The sequence below is a fragment of the Sphingobium yanoikuyae genome, assembly GCF_034424525.1.
Lineage (GTDB): Bacteria > Pseudomonadota > Alphaproteobacteria > Sphingomonadales > Sphingomonadaceae > Sphingobium > Sphingobium yanoikuyae.
Window position 1 is genome coordinate 1,247,656 of the sequence record NZ_CP139979.1, and the last position, 20,788, is coordinate 1,268,443.

General features: G+C 65.1%; 17 protein-coding genes. 9 read left to right on the forward strand and 8 right to left on the reverse strand.

The genetic code is table 11. The features are described 5' to 3' along the window. Positions 1–73: 73 nt before the first annotated feature. Positions 74–814 carry an SGNH/GDSL hydrolase family protein gene (locus tag U0025_RS26085; RefSeq protein WP_409371848.1) on the forward strand — a complete coding sequence of 247 codons (741 nt, stop codon included), beginning with the start codon at positions 74–76 and terminating at the stop codon, positions 812–814. A gap of 723 nt (positions 815–1,537) precedes the next feature. On the opposite strand, the gene U0025_RS05770 is transcribed toward U0025_RS26085, so the two are convergent. After that, on the reverse strand, positions 1,538–2,698 hold the full coding sequence (locus U0025_RS05770; protein ID WP_004211922.1) for an IS110 family RNA-guided transposase: 1,161 nt from the start codon (positions 2,696–2,698) through the stop codon (positions 1,538–1,540). A gap of 32 nt (positions 2,699–2,730) precedes the next feature. Between U0025_RS05770 and U0025_RS05775 the strand changes: the two genes are divergently transcribed. The 4 genes from U0025_RS05775 to U0025_RS05790 all read left to right on the forward strand — a co-directional run bounded on the left by U0025_RS05775 (position 2,731) and on the right by U0025_RS05790 (position 9,235). Further along, on the forward strand, positions 2,731–3,477 hold the full coding sequence (locus U0025_RS05775) for an RNA polymerase sigma factor (protein WP_157225222.1): 747 nt from the start codon (positions 2,731–2,733) through the stop codon (positions 3,475–3,477). 53 nt (positions 3,478–3,530) lie between these two features. Next, positions 3,531–4,472: a FecR family protein gene (locus U0025_RS05780; RefSeq protein ID WP_169331151.1), complete on the forward strand. Its 942-nt coding sequence runs from the start codon at positions 3,531–3,533 to the stop codon at positions 4,470–4,472. Between the two features lie 84 nt (positions 4,473–4,556). Next, positions 4,557–7,118: a TonB-dependent receptor gene (locus U0025_RS05785; protein WP_004211929.1), complete on the forward strand. Its 2,562-nt coding sequence runs from the start codon at positions 4,557–4,559 to the stop codon at positions 7,116–7,118. After that, on the forward strand, positions 7,115–9,235 hold the full coding sequence (locus U0025_RS05790) for an Atxe2 family lasso peptide isopeptidase (RefSeq protein ID WP_157225223.1): 2,121 nt from the start codon (positions 7,115–7,117) through the stop codon (positions 9,233–9,235). The genes U0025_RS05785 and U0025_RS05790 overlap by 4 nt, the downstream gene beginning before the upstream one ends. Positions 9,236–9,241: 6 nt before the next feature. On the opposite strand, the gene U0025_RS05795 is transcribed toward U0025_RS05790, so the two are convergent. The 7 genes from U0025_RS05795 to U0025_RS05825 form a co-directional block, all read right to left on the reverse strand. Further along, positions 9,242–10,936: an asparagine synthase-related protein gene (locus tag U0025_RS05795; RefSeq protein ID WP_157225224.1), complete on the reverse strand. Its 1,695-nt coding sequence runs from the start codon at positions 10,934–10,936 to the stop codon at positions 9,242–9,244. 53 nt (positions 10,937–10,989) lie between these two features. Further along, entirely contained in the window at positions 10,990–11,706 is a 717-nt protein-coding gene (locus tag U0025_RS05800; protein ID WP_004211933.1) for a lasso peptide biosynthesis B2 protein, read from the reverse strand. A 59-nt stretch (positions 11,707–11,765) separates the two neighbouring features. Next, complete coding sequence (locus tag U0025_RS05805) at positions 11,766–11,891, reverse strand: hypothetical protein (protein WP_004211934.1); 126 nt, start codon at positions 11,889–11,891, stop codon at positions 11,766–11,768. Between the two features lie 136 nt (positions 11,892–12,027). After that, positions 12,028–12,621 carry a GntR family transcriptional regulator gene (locus tag U0025_RS05810; protein ID WP_004211935.1) on the reverse strand — a complete coding sequence of 198 codons (594 nt, stop codon included), beginning with the start codon at positions 12,619–12,621 and terminating at the stop codon, positions 12,028–12,030. Beyond that, positions 12,618–13,520 (reverse strand): phytanoyl-CoA dioxygenase family protein, encoded by a 903-nt coding sequence (locus U0025_RS05815; RefSeq protein ID WP_004211936.1) that lies wholly within the window; start codon positions 13,518–13,520, stop codon positions 12,618–12,620. The genes U0025_RS05810 and U0025_RS05815 overlap by 4 nt, the downstream gene beginning before the upstream one ends. 12 nt (positions 13,521–13,532) lie before the next feature. After that, entirely contained in the window at positions 13,533–14,180 is a 648-nt protein-coding gene (locus tag U0025_RS05820) for an acyl-homoserine-lactone synthase (protein WP_004211937.1), read from the reverse strand. Between the two features lie 55 nt (positions 14,181–14,235). Continuing rightward, positions 14,236–15,012, reverse strand: coding sequence for a LuxR family transcriptional regulator (locus tag U0025_RS05825; RefSeq protein WP_004211938.1), 777 nt, complete (start codon positions 15,010–15,012; stop codon positions 14,236–14,238). A 224-nt stretch (positions 15,013–15,236) separates the two neighbouring features. Between U0025_RS05825 and U0025_RS26090 the strand changes: the two genes are divergently transcribed. From U0025_RS26090 to U0025_RS05840, 4 genes are all read left to right on the forward strand, one after another. Continuing rightward, complete coding sequence (locus U0025_RS26090; protein WP_409371847.1) at positions 15,237–15,479, forward strand: transcriptional regulator domain-containing protein; 243 nt, start codon at positions 15,237–15,239, stop codon at positions 15,477–15,479. Beyond that, a complete protein-coding gene (locus tag U0025_RS05830) occupies positions 15,376–16,008 on the forward strand; it encodes a DNA -binding domain-containing protein (protein ID WP_004211939.1) in 633 nt (210 codons plus the stop codon). The genes U0025_RS26090 and U0025_RS05830 overlap by 104 nt, the downstream gene beginning before the upstream one ends. A gap of 540 nt (positions 16,009–16,548) precedes the next feature. Continuing rightward, on the forward strand, positions 16,549–17,574 hold the full coding sequence (locus tag U0025_RS05835; RefSeq protein ID WP_004211942.1) for an ArdC family protein: 1,026 nt from the start codon (positions 16,549–16,551) through the stop codon (positions 17,572–17,574). 433 nt (positions 17,575–18,007) lie between these two features. Continuing rightward, positions 18,008–20,149 carry a ParB/RepB/Spo0J family partition protein gene (locus tag U0025_RS05840; protein WP_004211943.1) on the forward strand — a complete coding sequence of 714 codons (2,142 nt, stop codon included), beginning with the start codon at positions 18,008–18,010 and terminating at the stop codon, positions 20,147–20,149. The last annotated feature ends 639 nt before the right edge of the window (positions 20,150–20,788 follow it).

A 20,788-nucleotide genomic window follows, 5' to 3' on the forward strand; every position in this document is an offset into this window, starting at 1 on the left:
TCTAAGCGGCTGCGCCGCGACGAACCATTCGGGTCGTTTCGCGACCTTGCCGCCTGGCGCTCACTATGTCGCGATGGGTAGCTCGTTCGCGGCGGGGGCCGGTATCGGCCCAACTAAGCCGAACACGCCAACGCGCTGTCAGCGTACGTCGATCAACTATGCGTCGCTCTTGGTAAACAAGCTTGCCCTCGACCTCACAGATGTTACCTGCGGCGGCGCGACGACGGCGCATCTGCTCGGCCCATGGAACGAGCTTCTGCCGCAGATCGCTGCGGTTCGCTCCGACACGCGTCTCGTTACCGTCACCATCGGCGGCAACGATATCGGCTATGTCGCCGGGCTGATGACGGCGAGTTGTCGGGCAGGCGTGTCATTCCGCGGCCGGCCCTGTCCGCCTGGAACTGCGCCACGGGAAGCTGACTACCGTGAGCTTGAAGACCGCATGCGCGCATTTGCTAAACAGGTCTCAGCGACGGCCCCTAGGGCAAAGCTCGTATTCGTGCAGTATGTTACTTTGGTGCCAAACGTCCCATGCTATGCTGCGCCGCTCCGCCCCGATGACGCGAGGGTAAGCCGGGCTCTCGGGCTGCGCCTTGCCCAGATCACCTCGCGCGTTGCGCGAGAATCTGGCGCGGTGGTGCTCTCGGCTGATAAATTGTCTCGTGATCACACACCCTGCTCTGCCGTTCCTTGGAGCGAGGGCCTGAGCTTGCGTTCAACCGGAGCGGGTGCGCCGTGGCATCCAAATGCTTTCGGGCACGCAGCGATTGCCCATGCCCTTTCAGGAAGGCTAGGAGGTGGGGAGCGCCCTTAGTCAGCCTCGTCAATTACGCGCAGTCTCAGTTCACATCGCTGTCGAAAAGCATTGGGAGCGGTTCTTCGCGGATGGCCTGCCCAATAGAAAGCCTAGTCAAATACCTGCTGGGCTCGACTGGCGGCCACGTTAAAGGGTGACGTGCTGCTGGATGCAGCATGTTCGCAAGACCCTAAGAAGGTTGTTGCAGGCTTGCGGCGGGGCGAAAGATTGCATGGGGCACTTCCGTAGCATGGCTTGTCACGCTGATGCGATTGGTTACACTCTGGCTGCGCCGAGTGGAAACGGCGCAGAGGCGTGAGAACCTCCCCATCCTCCCCACCGGTTTTCTGCCGGGTGGCCGGTGCGCATGTCCAAGCCGCTTGCGGCCAAAGGCATCGGCGCATGCTTGGGCATGTTCTCAACACTCTCTAGCTGAGGTCCCTGCGGCAGGGCGGGACGTTGGTATTTCCTACTTCATCATGCTTCGCCTTTTCTGGCAATGGTCACGTCGGCATGTCGATCGACCCGGGGTGCAACAGTCTCTCCGGGGTCATGCGACGGCTGTTGTGATGCAGCCTTTCTCATAGTCGCATGCCGCAATGGGGTCGGTTCGTATCGAAGGGTGGCGCTTCAACAACCGTAGCTCGGGGTCATTGCTGCCCCAATGTTAGAATCGAAGTCACCGGCCCTCCGCCTCCCGGGAGGATCATACCGTCCGACGGGACGGATAGCGTAATCACATCATGCGCGGGCGGCCTGCATCATCTGTCGATGCGGCTCGACGGTTTCCGACTTGAACTGGAAGTGGGTACCATCGCGCCACATGCCGAACAGAATGACGGCCAGCTTGCGGGCGACCGCGACCTTCGCCTTGTTGAACCCGACCTTCTTTGCCAGCCTGACACCCCAGTCTTTCAAGGATGAGAAGGTCTTGGTGGCCGACAGCAATACCGTGGCGGCATTGACCATGTGGGTGCGTGTCAGTCGGTTGCCCATCTTGCTGATCTTGCCGTGGGTCAGGCTTTCGCCTGATTGGTACACGCGCGGTGTGAGGCCCAGATAGGCGGCGACATCATCAGCCCGTCGGAAGCGCGATGGCTCCTCGATCGCAGTGAAGAAGGACAGTGCCGTGATCGCACCAATGCCAGGCACCGCCATGAACCGTCGACAAATCGGGTTGGCGGCTGCCAGCGCTTCCAGTTCGGTCTCGATCCGTTCGGCATCCACCTGAAGCCGCTCACATAGATCGAGCACCGGCAGGATGCGCGGACGCAGGTTAAGGCCCTCATGATCCTGTATGATGAGCAATTGCTCAACGACCCGCTCCCTGTAGGTGGCGGAAGATTTGGCGCCGGGTTCAACCCGCCCACCGTAAACACGGAGCAGGCCACGGATCATGTTCTCGTTGGCCAGGCGCTGCTGGACGAGCCGATGGCGCATGATGAGTTGCGCGCGCACCTCGTAACAGGCAGCACTCTTCACATAGACCTCGGTCAGATAATCACGGCCGGTCCGCGTGATCTCGGCGATGCCCCGCGCGTCATTGGTATCGGTCTTATTGCGCTTGAGCGACAGGACGCGGTGGACCTGCAAGGCATCCATTACGGCAACCTGATAGCCCTGTCGGCGCAGACCGTCGGCGAGATGCGCTGACATCGCGCCGGTCTCCATGCCGACGACAGCGACGTTGGAGGCGAAGTTCTTCGCGAGATAGCGCCCGATCTCGGTCGGGTGCGTCTTCATCGAAACCTGGTGGACGACCTTGCCGTCGCGATCCAGCACGCACACCGACGTCGATTTTAAGCCAACATCCAGCCCGACCCAGACGCGGCCACATGCAGGGTCCACATCCGCCGCTGCCCGGATCGCCAGTATCTCGGGGTTCGTGATCTTCTTCGTCATCGTGTCATCTCCCTTCATCGTGCAGCACCATCGTGCGCCTGTTTGCAGGAGAGAAAAGACCTCAGCTAAACCACAACCGGTTTGGACCGGCTGTGCCTTTTGGAAAGGAGGTGCGGCAGGAACATGTGCAGGAAGACCATATCGGAGGCGGGACTCTCTGCCGGCGCACGTTGGCTGAGGGGAGCGATGTTATGCGCCTGATCGTCAATGCCTTGCGCGCCATCGGCGACACACGCCTTGCAGACGAAGATCCCTTGCCGCCGAGCGATCGGCTGATCGTCGGTTCATCCCTTGCCCTTGAAGATCTGTATCGCAGCCAGTCGGGGCGGCTGCAGCGCTATTTCGCCAGCAACCAGGCCCGTCAGGACGCAGCCGACCTCGTTCAGGAAAGTTTCGCGCGCCTTGCTGAAGCCGGACGGGATCCGGCGCGCAGGATCGAAGAGCCCGAGGCCTATCTGGGCCGGGTAGCGACTAACCTGTTGCGCAATCGCGCCCGTTCAGCCCTCCAGCGATCGCTGGCCCAGCAGATACAAGCAGAGGAAGCAGGGCTCACCGCACCTGACATGATCGCTGCGCTCGAAGCCCGCGACATGCTGGCGCGGCTGCAGGCGGCGCTGGAAAAGCTCAAACCCAGAACTCGGGAGATATTTCTTGCCCATCGCGTCGATGGTATGAGCTATCGGGATATCGCGGCTGCGCAGGGGCTCAGCATCAAGGGGGTGGAATGGCATATGCGCAAGGCAATCGCGCAGCTTGACCGGGCGCTGCGGGCGCGCTGACCGGGATGACATCATCCAATAGCGATCCGCTCGAGCAGATTCGGGCGCAGGCCGTGGCCTGGCTCGCCCGTTTGCGCGGTCCGACCGGTGCGGTCGATCACGCCGCATTCGAAGACTGGTATTGCGCCGATCCGCGGCACGCCGACATCTATGATGCGCTGCTCGACAGTTGGGACGCCACGGAACAACTGCCTCCCTCCAGATCGGATGATGATCGCAGTCGAGGCAGCGCGACACGTGCTGTTCTGGTTGGCCTTCTGGCTGCCAGCCTGATCGCCATCATCGGTGCAGGCGTCTGGACGCAGTATCTTGATCGCGATCAGAGAAGCGCGTCGCCCCAATTGGCATCGCGGTACCCCGGGGAACGGCGCGAGACGGCGCCGGGCCATATCGAGACAATCCGTCTGCCCGATGGCTCACGCGTGACGTTGGATACCGCAAGCCGGATCGACCTTGCCTTTTCGGGCACGGAACGGCGCATTCATCTGATCTCGGGCCGTGCCCGCTTTGCGGTCGCGCATGGCGATCCGCGGCCTTTCATCGTCACGGCCGGTGCGCAGGACGTGGTCGCCCATGGCACGCTCTTCGACATATTCCTGCAGGATGAAAGAGCCGCGATCGCCCTGATCGAAGGAAAGATCGAGGTGCGCCGGACAGATCATGATGGGGCGTCCCGATTTCTTGCGCCCGGCGAGGTCATGAGGGTTGAGAGGTCCGGGCCCTTGCCCAGGCCCGAACCGGACCGGTCGGCAATCCAGGACTGGCCGAGCGGCATGCAGCGTTTCACAGATGCGTCGCTCGAAAGCGTGGCTGCGGCCTGTAATCGTTATGCCGCGCATGGGCCGATCATCGTGACTGGGGCACTTGCCAGCAAGCGGTTCAGCGGCACGCTCGACGTGCGTGATACCAGGGCTGCCGCGCAATTGCTGGCCAGCGCCATGGGCGCGAAGATCGAGGTCGCGGCGGATGGCGCGATCCGTCTGATAGAGCAGTAGAAAAAAAACTGCCAGGGTAGAGGCAAGGTCATCTGTCCTTCCCCTTGAGCCGGCCCGAAAATGGGGTCGGCGGGGGAGAAGAATATGAGATCGTCCAATGCCCGTCGCCTGACCTTCCTGCTATGCCTTGCGACGGCTTCGTCGCTTACGCCGGCGATCAGCCGTGCCCAGAATCTGCCTCGGCAGGATTATGATCTGCCCGCCCAGTCGCTCGAAGATGCGCTTGATGCGGTATCCACTCGTTCGGGACGGTCGATAGGCGCGCCCTCCGCGATTCTGCAGTGGCGGTCCGCACCGGCGCTCAAGGGAAGCTTATCAGCCGAGGAAGCCGTGGCGACATTGCTTGCGCAAAGCGGCCTGAGTTATCGGCTCGAGGGCAGCGCCATCATCATCGAAGGTCCGGACAAGCTGTCTCCGGCACAGAGGGAAGAGGCCGATCCACTGCTGGTCGTCACCGGGAGCCGCATTCGCGGTGCGCCGATCGCCTCGCCCGTGATCCGCCTGGAACGCGACAATCTCGTGCGCAGCGGCCAGACCAGCCTTGCCGATGTGGTGCGGAATATCCCGCAAAATTACAGCGGCGGGCTCAACCATGGCGTGGGGTTCAACACGGGCAGCAACAATATCGATACCGGTGGCGCAAGCACGATCAACCTGCGCGGGCTTGGCAGCGACGCGACCCTGACCCTGCTCAATGGGCATCGGCTGGCCTATAATGGCTCGCGCCAGGGGATCGACGTGTCGGCCATTCCCCTTGGCGCGGTCGAACGCATCGAGATTGTCGCGGACGGGGCGTCGGCCCTCTATGGTTCGGATGCAGTCGCGGGCGTCGCCAATATCATATTGCGGCGCGACTATGACGGGTTGCGCTTTGATCTTGAGGGCGGACTTGCCACGCAGGGCGGCTATTCGCGCCAGCGTTATGGCGCGACCACCGGGCAGCGCTGGGAGGGCGGTGGCTTCATGGCCTCCTTCGAATATGCCCGCTCCAGCCTTCTCATGTCGGATGAACGGGATTTTGCCGACAGTCGCCCCGGCGTCAGCATCCTCCCGCCACTCGAGCATCATGCTGTGGCTGTCGCTGGCCATCAGGACCTTACGAGCAACCTCCATTTTTCCGCCGACCTTCTCTACGACCGTCGCACCACCCACACAGTCCAGCCCGGCAATCCGGCGGGGGACCTGTCGATCAGCCGTTACATCCAGCCGTCGGTCACGCGCTCCTTCGCCATTGCGCCGGCCCTGACACTCGACCTGCCAGGCCAGTGGCATGTCGGGCTGTCGGGCGTCTATGGCGATGAAAAGCTCACCAGCCGCAATACCTATTATGTAGGCGACACGCCGGTCGCATCCGCCCAGCTCTGCTATTGCAATGAAGGCCAATCGGTCGAACTGGCGGCCGACGGTGACCTCTTCCATCTCCCCGCCGGTGCCGTGCGGGTGGCGCTGGGCACCGGCTTTCGCCGCAATCTGCTCGACGGCAATCAGGGCCCGGGCAATGTCGCCAATGTCTATGCCGTGCAGAAAAGCTATTATGGATATGGCGAACTGAGCCTGCCCTTCGTCTCGCCCGCCATGGAGTGGGCCGGCATCCATCGCCTGAGCGCCAGCGCCGCACTTCGCTATGAAGATTATCCCGGCATTGGCGACGTGCTGACCCCGAAACTGGGCCTCATCTATGCGCCCAGCCGGGCGATCGAGGTCAAGGCGAGCTGGGGACGGTCCTTCCGCGCGCCGACCCTCATGCAGCAGCATCAGGCCCAGACCGCTTCACTCGCGGCCATCAGCGCCTTTGGCGGAACCGGCTATGGCGCCGATGCTACCGGCCTGCTGCTGAGCGGCGGCAATCCCGAGGTGACGCCGGAAAAGGCCCGCAGCTGGACGCTGGGCGTGGATATTCATCCTCCCGAGCTTGCCGGGTTGCGGCTGCAGCTCAGCTATTTCAACACCCGCTATCAGGATCGGATCGTCACGCCGATCGCGCTCAGCTCCCAATCTTTGCGCGATCCGGTCTATGCCGATTTCATCACCTATGATCCGGCCGATGCGGCCGTCTCTGCGCTCATTGCGCAGGCGGCGACCTTCACCAACCGGACCGGATCGCCCGTCGATCCGGCCAAGGTGGTCGCGATCGTCAATAATCGCTACACCAATGCCAGCAGCCAGGCGATCGAGGGCGTCGACATGCTGGCCGACTATGCCCGCCCGCTCGGCAGCGGCACGCTCAATGCGTCCCTTAACCTGAGCTATCTCCATTTCGACCAGCGCTTCCTGCCCGGCCAGCCGGTGCTGCCGCGGTCGGGGCAATTATTCACGCCGCCCCATTGGCGCGGCCGGGCGAGCCTGGGATGGCTGGACAAGGAGCTCAGTCTCAACGCCTCCCTGAGCTATATCGGCAGCGTCAAGGACCGTCGCACCAACAATGTCGTGACGGTCGACGGCATGCGCTCGCTCGATCTCACAGCCCGCTACACATTGTCGCGCGGCGCGCTTGCAGGCCTGGAACTGGGGCTCTCGGTCAACAATGCGCTCGACGACCGGCCAACGGAAATCGCCAGCACATCCTATATCGACAGCACCTATGACTCGACCAATTATGCCCCGATCGGGCGACTGATCACGCTTTCGCTGGGGATGGCCTGGTGAGCGGCGGGCGGACCATGCGCGCTTGCGCTGCCTTGCTGCTGGGCGCCAGCCTGCTTGCCTTCTGCCCGGATGCCCGGGCTGAGGCATCATGCGCGGATCTCCTGCCTGGCCGGGTCGCAGCGGATGCACCGCGCCGGCTGATCAATGCCGACGATCTTGTACGCCTGCGCGATATCGGCCGGCCCGAGGGATCCGCCTTCAGCGCGCCGACGCCGCTCGGCGCATCACCCGATGGACAGGAAGTCGCCTTCATCCTGCGGCGCGCCGATCCGGGCTCGAACAGTTACTGCCTGGGTCTGGTCGTGGTGAGCCGCGACGGCGCAGTTCGGCTGCTCGATCAGGGGGGCGAACTGGCGACAGCCAGTCTGGACGGGGAAGGAGGGCGCATGCCGACCGGTGTCCCCGAAGTCTGGGCTCCAAGCTGGTCGCCCGATGGCAGGCAGATCGCCTTTTTGCGCCGTGACAGCGGCGTCACCCAGCTCTGGATCGTTCCGGCGGCTGGTGGCAAGGCCCGGGCCATCACCCAGGGCAAGGTCGATATCGAGGCTTTTGCCTGGTCGGCTGATGGCAGGTCCCTGCTGGTCGCCGCGCGCCCGGCAATCCTGACCGACAGGGCCAGGGTCGACGCCGAGGGGCTGGGGGGCTGGCTTTATGATCGGCGCGTCGCACCCAATATCGGTGCCCGGCCACGCCCGCCCGTGGGGCTCGCCGTCGAAGTGAGGCTGATCGATATCGCAACCGGCGCGGAACGCACGGCGACGCAGGCGGAGGCTGAACAACTTGCAGAAAGCCGGAAAAACGAGCCCTTCGCGCGAGGAAAAGATGGCCAGCGCGCCTCGCTCTCGCCTGAAAGCGCTGCCCCGCTTAGCCCCGAGCGGATCCATGTGCGTGACCGCGCCGGTCGGGACATTGCCTGTCCGTCGCCGCTCTGCCTTGGCGATGTTCAGGGCGTCTGGTGGGATGCGCAGGGGCATCTCTATTTTCTGCGGCGCGAAGGGTGGGCCAAGGAGGATATGGTCCTTTACGCCTGGAACGTCGACGACAGCACTCCGCGGCCCGTCCTGCGCACGCGTGACGTCCTGCTGGGATGTGTGCAGGGCGGCGGCGCGCTCTACTGCCTGCGCGAAAATGCGACCACGCCGCGCTATCTGGCCCGCATTGCCCTGACCGATGGCAGGGCTGAGAGCCTGTTCGTTCCCAATCCGGAATTTGCCCATATTCGTCTGGGATCGGTCGAACGGCTGCGCTGGCGCAATGACCGGGGGCTGGCCGCCTGGGGCGATCTGGTCCTGCCGCCCGATGCGCGGCCGGGACAGAAATTTCCGCTCGTGGTGGTCCAATATCATAGCGACGGCTTCCTGCGTGGGGGGACGGGGGATGAATATCCGATCCAGCTGTTCGCGGCGCGCGGCATGGCGGTTCTCAGTCTCGAGCGTCCGGCCTTCGTCGCCACCGGCCAGACCGGCCTCAGGACGATGGAGGACTTCAATCGGGCAATGCAGGCCGGTTGGGCCGAGCGCTGGAGCCTTCTCTCCTCGCTCATGACCGGGATCGACGCAGTGAAGGCGCGCGGCATCGTCGATCCCGACCGGATCGGTATCACGGGATTGAGCGATGGCAGTTCGACCGTTCGCTTCGCGCTCATCAATCGGCCGATCTTTGCGGCCGCTTCGATCAGCAATTGCTGCTTTGACGCGAACATGGTCATGATGCAGGCCGGCATTGCCTTTGCCGACAAGCAGCGAGCCTATGGTCTGCCCCCGCTGACGAGGCCGGATCCCGATCTGTGGCGTCCCTATTCGGTTGCGATGAACGCCGGAAAACTGAACCGGCCACTGCTCATGCAATTGTCGGACGACGAATATATCCATAGCCTTGAAGGCTTCACGGCCCTGCGCGAATATGGCCAGCCGGTAGAGATGCATGTCTTTCCCGGCGAACATCATATCAAATGGCAGCCCGCCCATCGCCGCGCCGCCTATCTGCGCAATCTCGACTGGTTTGCCTACTGGCTTCAGGGCGCGCGCGATCCTGACCCAGCCAAGCAGGATCAATATGCGCGCTGGGACGCGATGCGGTCGCATGAGGCTACGCCGATATCGGGGGACAGGCCATGATGGACTTCATTCATGGCGTCCCGGTGCCGAGCGCAACCAGGCTTCGACATCGACCAGCCGCAACAGGCTGCCAATATCGGGTGGCGCCATCGGCACAGAGCTCGAAAAGACCCGGGTCAGCCGGGGCAGGTCGATCAGACCCTGATCGGCAAGGGCACCGCCCAGCAGCATGTCCCGCAAGGTGGCATGATGATGTTCGAATATCTCTCCCTGGAAGGAATCGGGTGTGCCCTTCGACCGCCGCTCGACGATCGCGCGTGGAAGATGGGGCGCAAAGGCCCGACGCGCCAGCGCCCGGTTCCTTCCCTTTTCGAACCACAGCCAACTGGGGACGGCAAGACAGGCTTCGACCACGGGCTGAGCGAGCAGGGGTAGGATGGTCGGGATGGTCGCCGCGGGATCCCGACCCTCACTGAAGCTCTGCGCCAGAGCAAGGAGCCGGATATGCCCGGCAAGGCCGGGCAAGGGCCGGGTCGGGGGCGTCAGCCAGGGATGGGCCGGCGGGCTTGCGCCTGCGCGCGCTTTGGCTTCTTCGCTCAGATAGGCATGATCGGGTCGGGCGATGCTCCTGCGTGCCCAGGGCATCGACTTCGCAAGGGTGGAACGCAGGACCGTCGCCATCGGCGCGGAGGCGAGCGTGCTGATTTCGCGCGCGGTGCCGAGCATGCCCGGGCCGGGACCTTCGACCAGCAGCCGGTCGGCGACCGGCGCTGCCGACTGGAGGGCGCAGAAGACATTGTCGCCACCGCCGCCCGTCATCAGCGCTGCGGCGCCATGGGCGGCTGCGGCAATGTCGACATGCCGCATCGTTTCCTGTTCGAACAGGCGCCGCGCCGGCCAGGGGAGGCCAGCAGCTGCAGAACGGAGCGGATGGATTTCGCTCACCTCTCGCCGCGCCTCGATGAGCGGCTTGCCGATATGGTCGGCGACCTGCGCGGCATAGGCGCGTTCGTCGCCGATCGGGTCGCGGGTGTAGAGGGTGAGCAGATCTGCATCATGGCGGGCGAGCGTTGCCGCGAGGACCGAGCTGTCGAGCCCGCCGGACAGAAGCAGGATCGGACGGCCCCAATGACCTGCCAGGGTCGCGACGCTGTTGGTCACTGCGCGCGATATCCGCTCGACATGCTCGTCGCGGGTGAGACATTGTGTATGATCGGCGAACGACCAGGGTGACCAGAGCGGCGCCATATATAGGCGCGCATTGCGGGACTGCAGCTTATGGCCCGAAGGCAGCGCCATCACCTTTTCAAGGCAGGTCCAGCTCCCCCGCAGATAGGGCCAGGCGAGATGCTGCGCGATCATGCCCCAGTCCGTTGCGAAGGGGGCCATACCCGTCCGCTTGAGCAGAGCGATATCGGACGCCACCCATGTGCGCGGCGCCTGATGCATGAACAGGCAGGCCAGGTCGCCCAGCGGCGCGCGCAGCAGGTCAATTCCTTCATCGGTGCGCAGAAAGGCGACATAGCCGCCCCAGAAAGTCTCGATCAGATGGTGTCCCTGGCTTGCCCTGATCTTCGCCTGATCCTCTGGTGCGAGCGTATCCACCGGCCCAGGATGACGGCGGTCAAATAATGGGCCGACAATCAGGCCGGCATCGATCGCCATCGGTGGCTCGCCCAGCACCAGCAGCGCGAAATCCTTTTCAAGATGGATCTGCACCTCATGGCCTTCATGGACCAGCCGATCGCCGATCCGGCGCATGCGCTCGGGTGCATCCTCGGACGGCCCAAGCAGCGCAAGATAGCGTTGCAGCGTCACAGGATCAGGATCGGCTGATAGCTGTCGACATGCGCGGCACGGTCATTGGCGATGAGGCCGTCATGCTCGACCCAGCAATGGGCTGCGAACGGCCTCAGCCGAACCGCCAGGAACAGATCGGCCGCAAGACCCGCTCGAATGAAGGCATGGGCCAGGGCAAGGGAGCGTGGCAGGCACTGGTCATGAGATCGCAGCACCCGGGCGCTGGCGGCGAAGGCGGCAATGATCGCCAGAGCCTCGTCGGGCGCATGCCGCCAATTGCGCACGGCGCTCTTGCTGCGTCGCAGCCGCGCAAAAATGCTCGAAAGGCTGCGCACGCGCAATTGGGCGCGGATGGATGTTATGTGGAGGCTGGCGGCGATCGTCGCGGCGGCGCTCGACCTGTGGTCGCTGGCCTCCAGCCGATCGAGAAGGCTCTCTCCACCGCTTGCGCGCGCTGGACAGGGCATGGGCGCCGCCGGCGCATCCATCTCGAGCAGCTGCGCATGGCCGATCAGCGCCATGACAGAAGATGCGGGGTCTGGAGAGGCGGGATCAGGGGAGGCGGGGGCATCAGAAGCGGGGGCAGGCGATGCCGGGTCGGCCAGGAGGCGCCGGAAACTCTGCTCCGCCGCGGGCGAAAGCCCGAAATAGCGATCCGCCTCGATGTCGAGAAACACCAATTGTCCCTCGACGTCGCAAAAGCTGATACTGGACTTGAGGCCGATGGCCATGGCTGACCTTTCCGATGAGAGGAAGGACGCCCGGCGCGATCGCCGGGCGTCCCCCTGGATCAGTCGTCGGCCAGGCCGACCCGGTCCTGCTGGAGGAATTCGTCCCCATCGATGCCGCCCGGGCCCTGGGTCTGCTCGGTTGCCGCACCAAGGTCGATGCGCATGATTTCCTCTTCGCGTTCCATCAGCTTCACTCCTCTGCTGCGCCACCAGGATGGTGACAGGCTCGAGTGTATGGCGCGCGGCGCGCTATCTGCATCTTATACGGATTTAATATCGCGATTATTGCCTCGAGCGTGCGATGCTGGCCAGGCGACGCGCTCAGTGGGGGCGATAGAGGGCACGCAATATGGCGCCGGCAGCCCGGCCGCGCCGGCGATGATAGGCGCCGACAAGCGAGAGAAAGTGGCGCCTGTCGGGATGAACCAGCCCCTCTTCGAGGCTTCCAAGCTCCTCGTCCACGCCCGGCAAGGCATGTGGTTCGACATGCCGGACCGCATGGAGACGCGCTGCCACCTGCTGCATGGCGCGACGATGCTCGCCATTGTCCGATCCCCGCGCAATCCGGTCGAAAAGCGCGTCCGTGCGATCGGTCAATGTCGGTGACGGCGCCGGCTCGGAAGGTTCGGGCGTCCAGTGCCGCATCGCCAGCAGGCTGAGTTCATGCGACCAGCGATAGAGATCGATCAGCGACAATTCGTCCAGAAGCGGCAAGTGAAAGCCGCTCCCCGTCCGGGCTTCGACAAGGCCTTCTCCCATCAGTCGATGCAGCGCGTCGCGCACGGGCGTCATGCTGGCGGCCAGATCCTTTGCCAGCTGTGCCGGATCCAGCCTTGTGCCAGGAAGATAGGCCCGATCGAGAATTTGCGCGCGTATCGCGTCATAGACGCGCTCGGCGGTCAGCCCGGAGTTCATCCTGGCACCTGTTGCGCCCGGCAATAGGCTTCGACCATCTCGGCCTGCTCGGGCAGCAGGGCATCGCGGGGCCCCGTCATCAGCTCTGGCCCGGCGGTCAGCAATGTCGAGGGACATTGCCCTTCGAAATTGCCAAGGTTGGGACGGTGCTGGACATAGCCTGCAAGCTTTGCGAGCTCTGGGGAGAAGTGGCGTGCGATCAGAGGCGGATAGGCAAGCCAGGGATTTTCATAGGGCTTGAGCCAGCCAAGGCTATAGCCGATCACCACTGCGCGCCGGACCGATCCGCTGCGATTGGCGCCGGCGCCATGCAGCGTCGAGCCCAGGAACAGGAGGGCTGAACCGGGCGCAAGCACCGGCGCAACCGCCTGTTCTTCTCGGACCTCGCTTCCTTCGATCGCGGCGTAGCCATGGCTGCCGGGCCAGAGCCGGGTCGCGCCATTGTCGGGATGAAAGGGCGTCAGCGGCCAGATCACGTTGAGAAGATATTCCAACTCGCCCTTGGGCCCGTGAAACATGTCCTGGTCGCGGTGGGGGGCCTGGGCCGGCGCGCCGGGATCGATGGCAATGGCCTGGGTCGTGTTGAGCTGGACATGATCGCACCAGCGCCCCAGAAACTGCTGCACGATCTCCAATATCCGGGCATGGCAGATGAGCGCTTCGCTATGGACAGAGCGCAGCGGCAGGCGGCCCAGCCGCTTGGTCGTCTCGCCATAAAAGGGCCCGTTGCAATAGGGCGCCTGATCGAACCCCTCTGCAAGATCCTCGTCGAGCCGGGTGATGTGCTGAGCCGTTAGCGCATCGGGCATGATGCACCAGCCGTCCCGGGCAAGCTGGTCGACATAGGGCTCGAGGGCGTGATCGCAAGCGTCCGCGGCGCGTGTTTGGATCTGGGACATGATGGGTTCCTTTCAGGCGCTCGGCAGGGCTGCGACGAGCAGCGAACGGGAAGGGCGGATGCCCGCTGTCGCAAGCCGATCGGGTGTGGTCGCATCGATCCGGATGGAAAGCGCGCCCAGCATCTGGCCATCGATCATCTGCGGCAGGCCGAGCAGATGGCATTCCCAGCCAAAGGCCAGAATCTGCGAAAGCCAGCTCATTTCGGCGATCGCCACATATTGGCGCATATTCCGGGCAAGCCCGTGGTCGACAAGGGCGCAGATGAGGCTGTGGCGGGCCTGGCGCCGCTCGCTGGCACTCAGCCGGCGATCGAGGCAGAAGCGGGTAATCTCGAAAATATCCGGTCCTTGTGGCGGTTCCTGCTCGCACAGGCATTCGTAAAAGCTGCCAAGAATGTGCGGATGCAGGGTCGGCAAGAGCCGTGCCGAGGCCAGATGGGCGCCATCCCGATCCGCCAGGATCAGATATTGGGCGCGCGGATCGTCGAACTGATCCACCTCATAACGACCGGCAAGGACCGGCACGTCCCATTTGAGCAGATCGACGAAGACCGACTTTCTGGCCGCGAACATGGCGCGCAGCAATGTGTCTTCGGCAAACCCCAGGCCGCCGGCGTCCGGTCCGCTCCTGGCCTGCGACGCATCATGGATATGCAACATGGCTCGACTCCCTCTTGAAATGGGAGCCGAACATCATCGCGCTGGCGTGCCGCCGCTACGTACCGAAAGATGTATCGCGATAGCCGTAGATTTCCGTGATGCTGAAGGTTCCGTCCAACAATGTCGGGGCCAGAAGCATGATCCGCTTGTTGACCCGATAGCGTGCACAGGCGTTCAGGATATGGCGTTTGACCGTTCCTTCGGTGACCTTGAGGATCTGGCTGATCTCCCAGTCGCTCTTGCCGCGAAAGGCCCACAAAAGGCAGTCGCGCTGGCGGCGGGTCAGGATGCGGCCGAGCATCGGCAGTCGCAACGCCTGTCTTCCGATCAGCCGGCGCGCGCCGTCAAAGGCGAAACGGCCCGCAATCTCGGCCAAGGCGAGCCATGCGCTGTCGAGCGGGCGGCCCGAACGCATGGCAAAGGTGCAGGAGCCGGGCATTTCGCCTTCGATACGGATCGGGATGGTGAACCCGTCGCCGATCCCCTGGCTCGCGCCCAGGCGCAGCATATGGCGATCGCGCGCGGTCAGATCGATATAGTCGCCTATGCGTGCCCAGGGAAAACCGCCCGGTGCGACATGGCTTGCCCGGTGGATCGGATCGCAGATGCCCAGCGCATGCCGGGCATAATAATCGGCCCATTGCGCGGGATAATTGTGCAGATGCACCGCCTCTTCGCCCGCGCTGCGCGGATCGACATGATGGGTAAGGGCGAAATAATCGAAATTGAGGCCCTGCGTCAGAGCCGCCATGGCCTCACGGTAATCCTCGAGCGTTGCGGCGTCCTGAACCTGCCGGGTCAGCTGTTGCAGCAGAAAATAGTCTGGCTCCATAGTCAAATGGCGGCGCGAGCGGCGTCTTGGGATGCCGGCGACCCCGCACCCAACCCCTTTCCGATGTACAAGCCGGCGACAGGGGTCTCATGCCTCCCGCAGGCGACCAAAACTGTCACGAAAATGTCATATGTTGCGACGCAGCGCAAAGTCTCATTGTCGGGGGATGGACAGGCCATGAGGCGGTCATGGCTATGCCCGCCATGCCGTAGCGTATTTCTTGCATGAGCCCGATCGGCGCCTGGCGCGACGGGCGGATTTATGCCCGCCTCATGGGAATCGATCGGGCGGGACTCATGTGGGAATGGCTGCGGCGCGACAGTGGCTATATCGCCTGGTACGCCGGAGCGCGCGCCAGCACGCATGGGCCTTCCGATCCTGACCAATGGGGGCTGCATTTTCGCCGAACATCCCGACGTCCCGGCCCCGGACGCGCGGATCTTATGGCATGCCGATCGCGATCCTGAAATATTGCGTCTGTCCTTGCTGCCGGCGGGGAAGGGCGATGGTGACGGCCTCGACCCGGCCGCATGGAGGGAGTTTCTGACCGTCGGGGAAGGTCCGAAGGGATGTGAGCCTCTGCTTCTTTCCGATGGTTGGCGCCGGATCCGTCTCGATATTGTCGAGGGCAGTCTCGCCATGGCGCCGCCACTGCGCCCCTTGTTCCACATCGAGGGCGTTTCCTCCGCACGCGGTCCGCTCCGCGCGCTCAATCGCTTCCTCGATTTCCTGTCGCACCGCCGCTTGCGGCCCGCGCTCTATCCCGCCGAGCCGCGCATGGCGCGCTGGCTCCTCTTGCTGCGCGTCCAGGACGCGCTGCAAGAGGGGGCGTCGCATCGTGATATCGGCATTGCCCTGTTCGGTGCCGATCGCGTCGCGATCCAGTGGGATGGTCCGACCGATGCGTTGCGATCGCGTGTCCGCCGGCTCGTACGCGACGCGCAGCATATGGCCAGCGGTGGGTATCGGCAATTGTTGGGGCGCGATCCGGACTGAGAGGCGAAGCGCCCGTCGAACGGCAGGGCGATTTCGACGCCCGAAGCGGGCCCTGCGATCGCTGATAATCTGTCGAACTGGTACCTCTGTCGCAGGGGCAAGCACTTTGCGCTGCAATGGCATGGCAGGGATCGCGCCATGTGCCAGGGAGAAGACACGGCTGGCGCCTTGCGGGCGCGATGCGCCCGCAACCCCGCTCTTGCGCGGCGCGTCGTGACGCGCCGCTGCCGAGCCCGCCGGCGGTCTCGGCCATGCGGCGGCGATCGGGTGGCGCAGGGCGCGGCGCGCGCGCCGCACGCAGCGGTCGCGGCGCACGCGCCGCGGCGTTTTCGGGGATGGTCCTCCCTTTCAAGCGGGCCATGGGCTCCTCCGCCCTGCTAGGCCAGGGCCGGCCGCAGACAAGCCTTCGGCTCCTCCACTTTCGTTCCGGCCCTGCGGGTGCATGCGGCCGGCCCCGGCCTCACGCCGTGCGTCCTGTCGCCCATCCCCCGCTTTCCGGGGGATCCATGATGAGGAGTGGGCGGTGTCAGGAGGCTTGGCATGACCTTTGTCCACAAACGGCGCGGCCGGACCACGCGCGAGACAGCGCAGGGGGATGACCTCTATGCGCAGGTGACCCGCAAGATCATCGGCGAACTGGAGGCCGGACGCCTGCCATGGGTGCAGCCCTGGGGCAGTGCAGGCGGACCGTCTCCGGCCCTGCCGCGCAATGCGCTCTCGGGACGCTGCTATTCGGGAATCAATATCCTCATGCTCTGGGGCGCCGTGATCGAGGGCGGTTGGCCTAGCCAGAAGTGGATTACCTACAAGCAGGCCATCGCGGCGGGTGGCTGTGTGCGCAAGGGCGAGCATGGCACGATGGTCGTCTATGCCGACCGGTTCGTGCCTGCCGAAGCCGGGGCGCATGGATCGGAGCCGCTGGGGTCGGCAGGGTCTGGCGAGACCGGACCCAGGGAAAGGGACGGGACGCCGCGCGCCATTCCCTTTCTCAAGCGCTTTACCCTTTTCAACGTCGCCCAGTGCGAGGGCCTGCGGTCCGACATCGCGGGCGATCCCGCGCCGCTGCCCGAACGGGAGATCGTGCCCGAGGGCGAGGCGCTGATCGCGGCCAGCGGCGTTCCCTTCTCCATGGGCGGTGACCGGGCCTTTTACGCGCCCGCACTTGATCGGGTGCAGGTGCCGCCGCAACCGGCTTTCTTTGATCAGGTCAATTTCTATCGGACCTGTTTTCACGAACTCTGCCACGCGACCGGCCATCCCGCCCGGCTGGCCCGCGATCTTGCCCATCCCTTCGGCAGCAAGGGCTATGCCCGCGAGGAACTGATCGCCGAAATGGGCGCCGCCTTCCTGTGCGCGAGCCTCGGCATCGCCCCGACCGTGCGCCACGCCGACTATATCGGCGGCTGGCTCGAACTGCTGCGCGATGATCTGAGCGATGATCCCCATGTGCGCGGCGCGGGAAGCCCGCGCGGGCGCGCGATATTCCGCGCGGCCAGTGCCGCCGGGAAGGCCGCCGACTGGCTGCTTGCCCGCTATCATGACGCGCGGACCGGACAGGCGGCGTGAGGGGCATCGACGCCTCGACCCGGCCCGGCCCCCCTGTCAACCCGCCCGCCCGGCTGGCCATCCGACCGTGGATGCGACAGGCCGGGCGGTCGGCGCCCATCCGCGCGGCTGTGCCGCCGTCCGGCTACGCCCCGCCCGCAACCTGTCGCCGGATCGCCGATGTCCGGTTGCGGGCGGGGCATGTTCGCGCGCGCGGTCCGCCCGACACATGCGCGCGCCCGGGTAGCTGAAACTGCGACGAGGTCGCGGTCATCTGCCCTCTGCGCTCTGGCTTCATGCATCCCGGCATGCGTCCGGGCCCGCGATACGCCGAGCAGGTCCGCAATTTTCCGCAGGCGGTCCGGGGAATGAAGAAAATCGACATGGCGTCGGCGGCCATAAGCGCGCCCGAAAGGGGGCGGAGCGGTCCGACGCTCAACAAGGATATTGACCCATGAAACTCCAATTTCTGCCTCTCGAAAGCCTGTGCGTCAGCCGCCTCAACATGCGGCATGGGCGCAAGCAGCCCGACCTTGCCAATCTTCTTCCGAGCATTCGCAAGCGGGGCATTCTCCAGCCGCTCCTTGTTCGCCCGCTATGCGTCGGCGCAAGTCCGGCGCCGGGACAGGGCAGCAACAGTGCCGGGACCGGCCGCCCGCCGGACGCGAGCAGTGCGCCGCTTGCGCCCACCCATGAAATCCTTGCCGGGCGCCGCCGCTATCATGCTGCCTGCCTGATAGCGGCGGAAGAGCGGGACGCTACGAGCGAGGATCGCGCCATTCCCTGCGCGATCCTCGAGGAAGGCGACGACGCTGCCGCGCTCGAGGCTTCGCTGCTCGAGAATGCGGCGCGGCTCGATCCCGACGAAGTGACCCAATGGGAGAGCTTCGTGCGGCTGGTGAAGGCAGGGCGGGACATACCGGCCATTGCCGACATGTTCGCGCTTCCGCCGCTTGCCGTGCGGCGCATTCTGGCGCTGGGCAATCTCCTGCCGCGCATCCGGACCCTCTATGCCCGCGACGAGATCGACCGGGCGACGATCCGGCATCTCACTCTCGCGACCAAGCGGCAGCAACGCGAATGGCTGGACCTGCGCGAGGCCCCTGGCCAGCATGCGCCCACGGGGCACATGCTGCGGCAATGGCTGATGGGCGGGGCCGCGATCCCCGTGCGCCACGCATTGTTCGACGTGCCATCAAGCGGCCTTGAAACACGCGCCGACCTGTTCGGCGAGGATGCCTATTTCCTCGATCCCGAGGCCTTCTGGGCCGCCCAGAATGCGGTCATCGCGAACCGTCGCGAGGCGTGGCTGGCATCTGGCTGGCGCGAGGTCGTCATCGTGCCGCCCGACAGCCATTTTGCGCTTTGGGAACATGAGAAATGCCCCAAGCGCAAGGGCGGGCGTATCTATGTCGATGTTCGTGCGTCGGGCGAGACGGTCATCCACGAAGCCTATGTGCGGCGCGGCGAGACACGGAAGAGCGGCCGGGATGAGGACGGGCCTGATGGCTCTGGCGCCCAGCGTTCGCTTCGCCCCGAAATGACCAGCAGCCTTGCCGCCTATGTCGATCTGCATCGCCATGCCGCGCTGCGCGTCGAACTGCTCGAACGGCCCGATATTGCCCTTCGCCTGATGCTCGCCCATGCCATGGCAGGCGCGCTGCACTGGCATGTCCATGCCGACCCCCAGCAGGCCCGCCGCGCCGATATCGCACAAAGTCTGGCGACCGCCCCGGCACAGATGGAATTTGCCGCCCGGCGCGCGGCCCTGCTGGCGACAATCGGCCTCGCTGAGGACGAGCCGTCGCTGTGCGACATGCGGGGCGGGGAGGCCCGCCTCCTCCGCCTGTTCCAGCGGCTCCTCGATCTGCCCGACAAGAGCTGTCTCGACGTCGTCGCCATGCTGATGGCCGAGAGCCTCGCCTGTGGCAGCGCGACCCTTGCCCATCTGGGGCCATTGCTCGGGGTCGATATGGGCAAATGGTGGCGCGGCGATACGGTTCTTCCTGCCCTCGTCCGCGATCGCGAACTGCTGCTCGCACTCCTGGCCGACGTCGCGGGCGAAAGCGTCGCCCGGGCGAACGGCGCGACCAGAAGCACAACGTTGCGCATGATGCTGGGCGACCACCTGACCCATGGCAATGGCCGCGCGGCGCCTGAGGGATGGGTGCCGCGCTGGATGGCGTTCCCGCCGGGCGCCTACAGCGCGCGCGGCGGCGTACCGATGATCGACGCGGACCAGCGCGCCGGCGAAGCACTGGCCGGCAATGAGGGAGCCGGGCTGACAAAAGGGGATCACGAGCATGAAGCAAGGCCCGCTGTCAGCGCCGTGGGCCCCGGTGCGGCGATCGATGCAACCGGGCCCGACTGCGACGAGCGTGACAGTTGGTACTCGGGCCCTATGGGACCGGACGCATTGGTACCGGAGGGCGGGACAGTATCTGGCGCGCCTGTGGCCGCCATATCGGCGCAAGACGAGGCGGTCGGCGACTGCGCTGCCCCGGCCAAGGACATGCCGGGAGCGCAGCAGGCGGCGGGGGATGTCGGTGTGCCTGCGTCCGATATGCCCGGGTCGAGAGAGGCAAGGGCTGCCTGATGAAAGGAGCGGGCGCCCTGGCGCCCGCTCCCGATCGCGCGTGGCTTGCAAGGCGCATGGGCGGAAACTGGCCGCGCACGGGCACGAAAGAAGAGGGCATATGCGAGGGGGGGCGGTCTGAAAATCCGGCGGTCTGCAGGGCCGTTTGTAGCTGACCGAAAAATTCGCCGCCGCCCGCGCCGCTGCGCAGCGCGGGCGGCGGCGAAGCACGGATGGGACCGAAGGCCTGCGCGGCTTGCTCCGCGCTGTCCTGCCGACCGTGGGACGATCCGGGTGCCGATCGGGAAAAGGCGGCCCCGGCGGCGGACCCTGACCCGGGATCGGCGGCGCTGCGCCGGGCCGCAAGGCGCATGCTCTCGATCCTGCTGTGCCGGGGGTTCCGAAACATGGTGCCGGAGGGCGGCCCGCGCTGGGGCGGCGCACCCTTCTGTCCCCTGCGGCCAACGGTCCCGCCGCCTATGTCTCCCGCCCAGCTCCTTGAGCCGGCGATAACGCCCCCCGGGGCGGAACCAGGAAGCGGCGTTTGCGAATGCAAATCTGTCGGATCGAAAGCAGGAATATGCGGCGCTTTGCCGCTGGCAAATCATGTCTGGCATCCTGTGCGGGCATCGCTCGTCCGCCTGCCGTACGGCACGAACC

Bases quoted from the DNA above. Each gene is read 5' to 3' on its own strand.
- U0025_RS26085 (WP_409371848.1), top strand. From the start codon at position 74: ATGGGTAGCTCGTTCGCGGCGGGGGCCGGTATCGGCCCAACTAAGCCG.
- U0025_RS05770 (WP_004211922.1), bottom strand. From the start codon at position 2,698: ATGACGAAGAAGATCACGAACCCCGAGATACTGGCGATCCGGGCAGCG.
- U0025_RS05785 (WP_004211929.1), top strand. From the start codon at position 4,557: ATGAGATCGTCCAATGCCCGTCGCCTGACCTTCCTGCTATGCCTTGCG.
- U0025_RS05795 (WP_157225224.1), bottom strand. From the start codon at position 10,936: ATGCGCCGGATCGGCGATCGGCTGGTCCATGAAGGCCATGAGGTGCAG.
- U0025_RS05800 (WP_004211933.1), bottom strand. From the start codon at position 11,706: ATGGCCATCGGCCTCAAGTCCAGTATCAGCTTTTGCGACGTCGAGGGA.
- U0025_RS05805 (WP_004211934.1), bottom strand. From the start codon at position 11,891: ATGGAACGCGAAGAGGAAATCATGCGCATCGACCTTGGTGCGGCAACC.
- U0025_RS05810 (WP_004211935.1), bottom strand. From the start codon at position 12,621: ATGAACTCCGGGCTGACCGCCGAGCGCGTCTATGACGCGATACGCGCG.
- U0025_RS05815 (WP_004211936.1), bottom strand. From the start codon at position 13,520: ATGTCCCAGATCCAAACACGCGCCGCGGACGCTTGCGATCACGCCCTC.
- U0025_RS05820 (WP_004211937.1), bottom strand. From the start codon at position 14,180: ATGTTGCATATCCATGATGCGTCGCAGGCCAGGAGCGGACCGGACGCC.
- U0025_RS05825 (WP_004211938.1), bottom strand. From the start codon at position 15,012: ATGGAGCCAGACTATTTTCTGCTGCAACAGCTGACCCGGCAGGTTCAG.
- U0025_RS26090 (WP_409371847.1), top strand. From the start codon at position 15,237: ATGAGCCCGATCGGCGCCTGGCGCGACGGGCGGATTTATGCCCGCCTC.
- U0025_RS05830 (WP_004211939.1), top strand. From the start codon at position 15,376: ATGGGCCTTCCGATCCTGACCAATGGGGGCTGCATTTTCGCCGAACAT.
- U0025_RS05835 (WP_004211942.1), top strand. From the start codon at position 16,549: ATGACCTTTGTCCACAAACGGCGCGGCCGGACCACGCGCGAGACAGCG.
- U0025_RS05840 (WP_004211943.1), top strand. From the start codon at position 18,008: ATGAAACTCCAATTTCTGCCTCTCGAAAGCCTGTGCGTCAGCCGCCTC.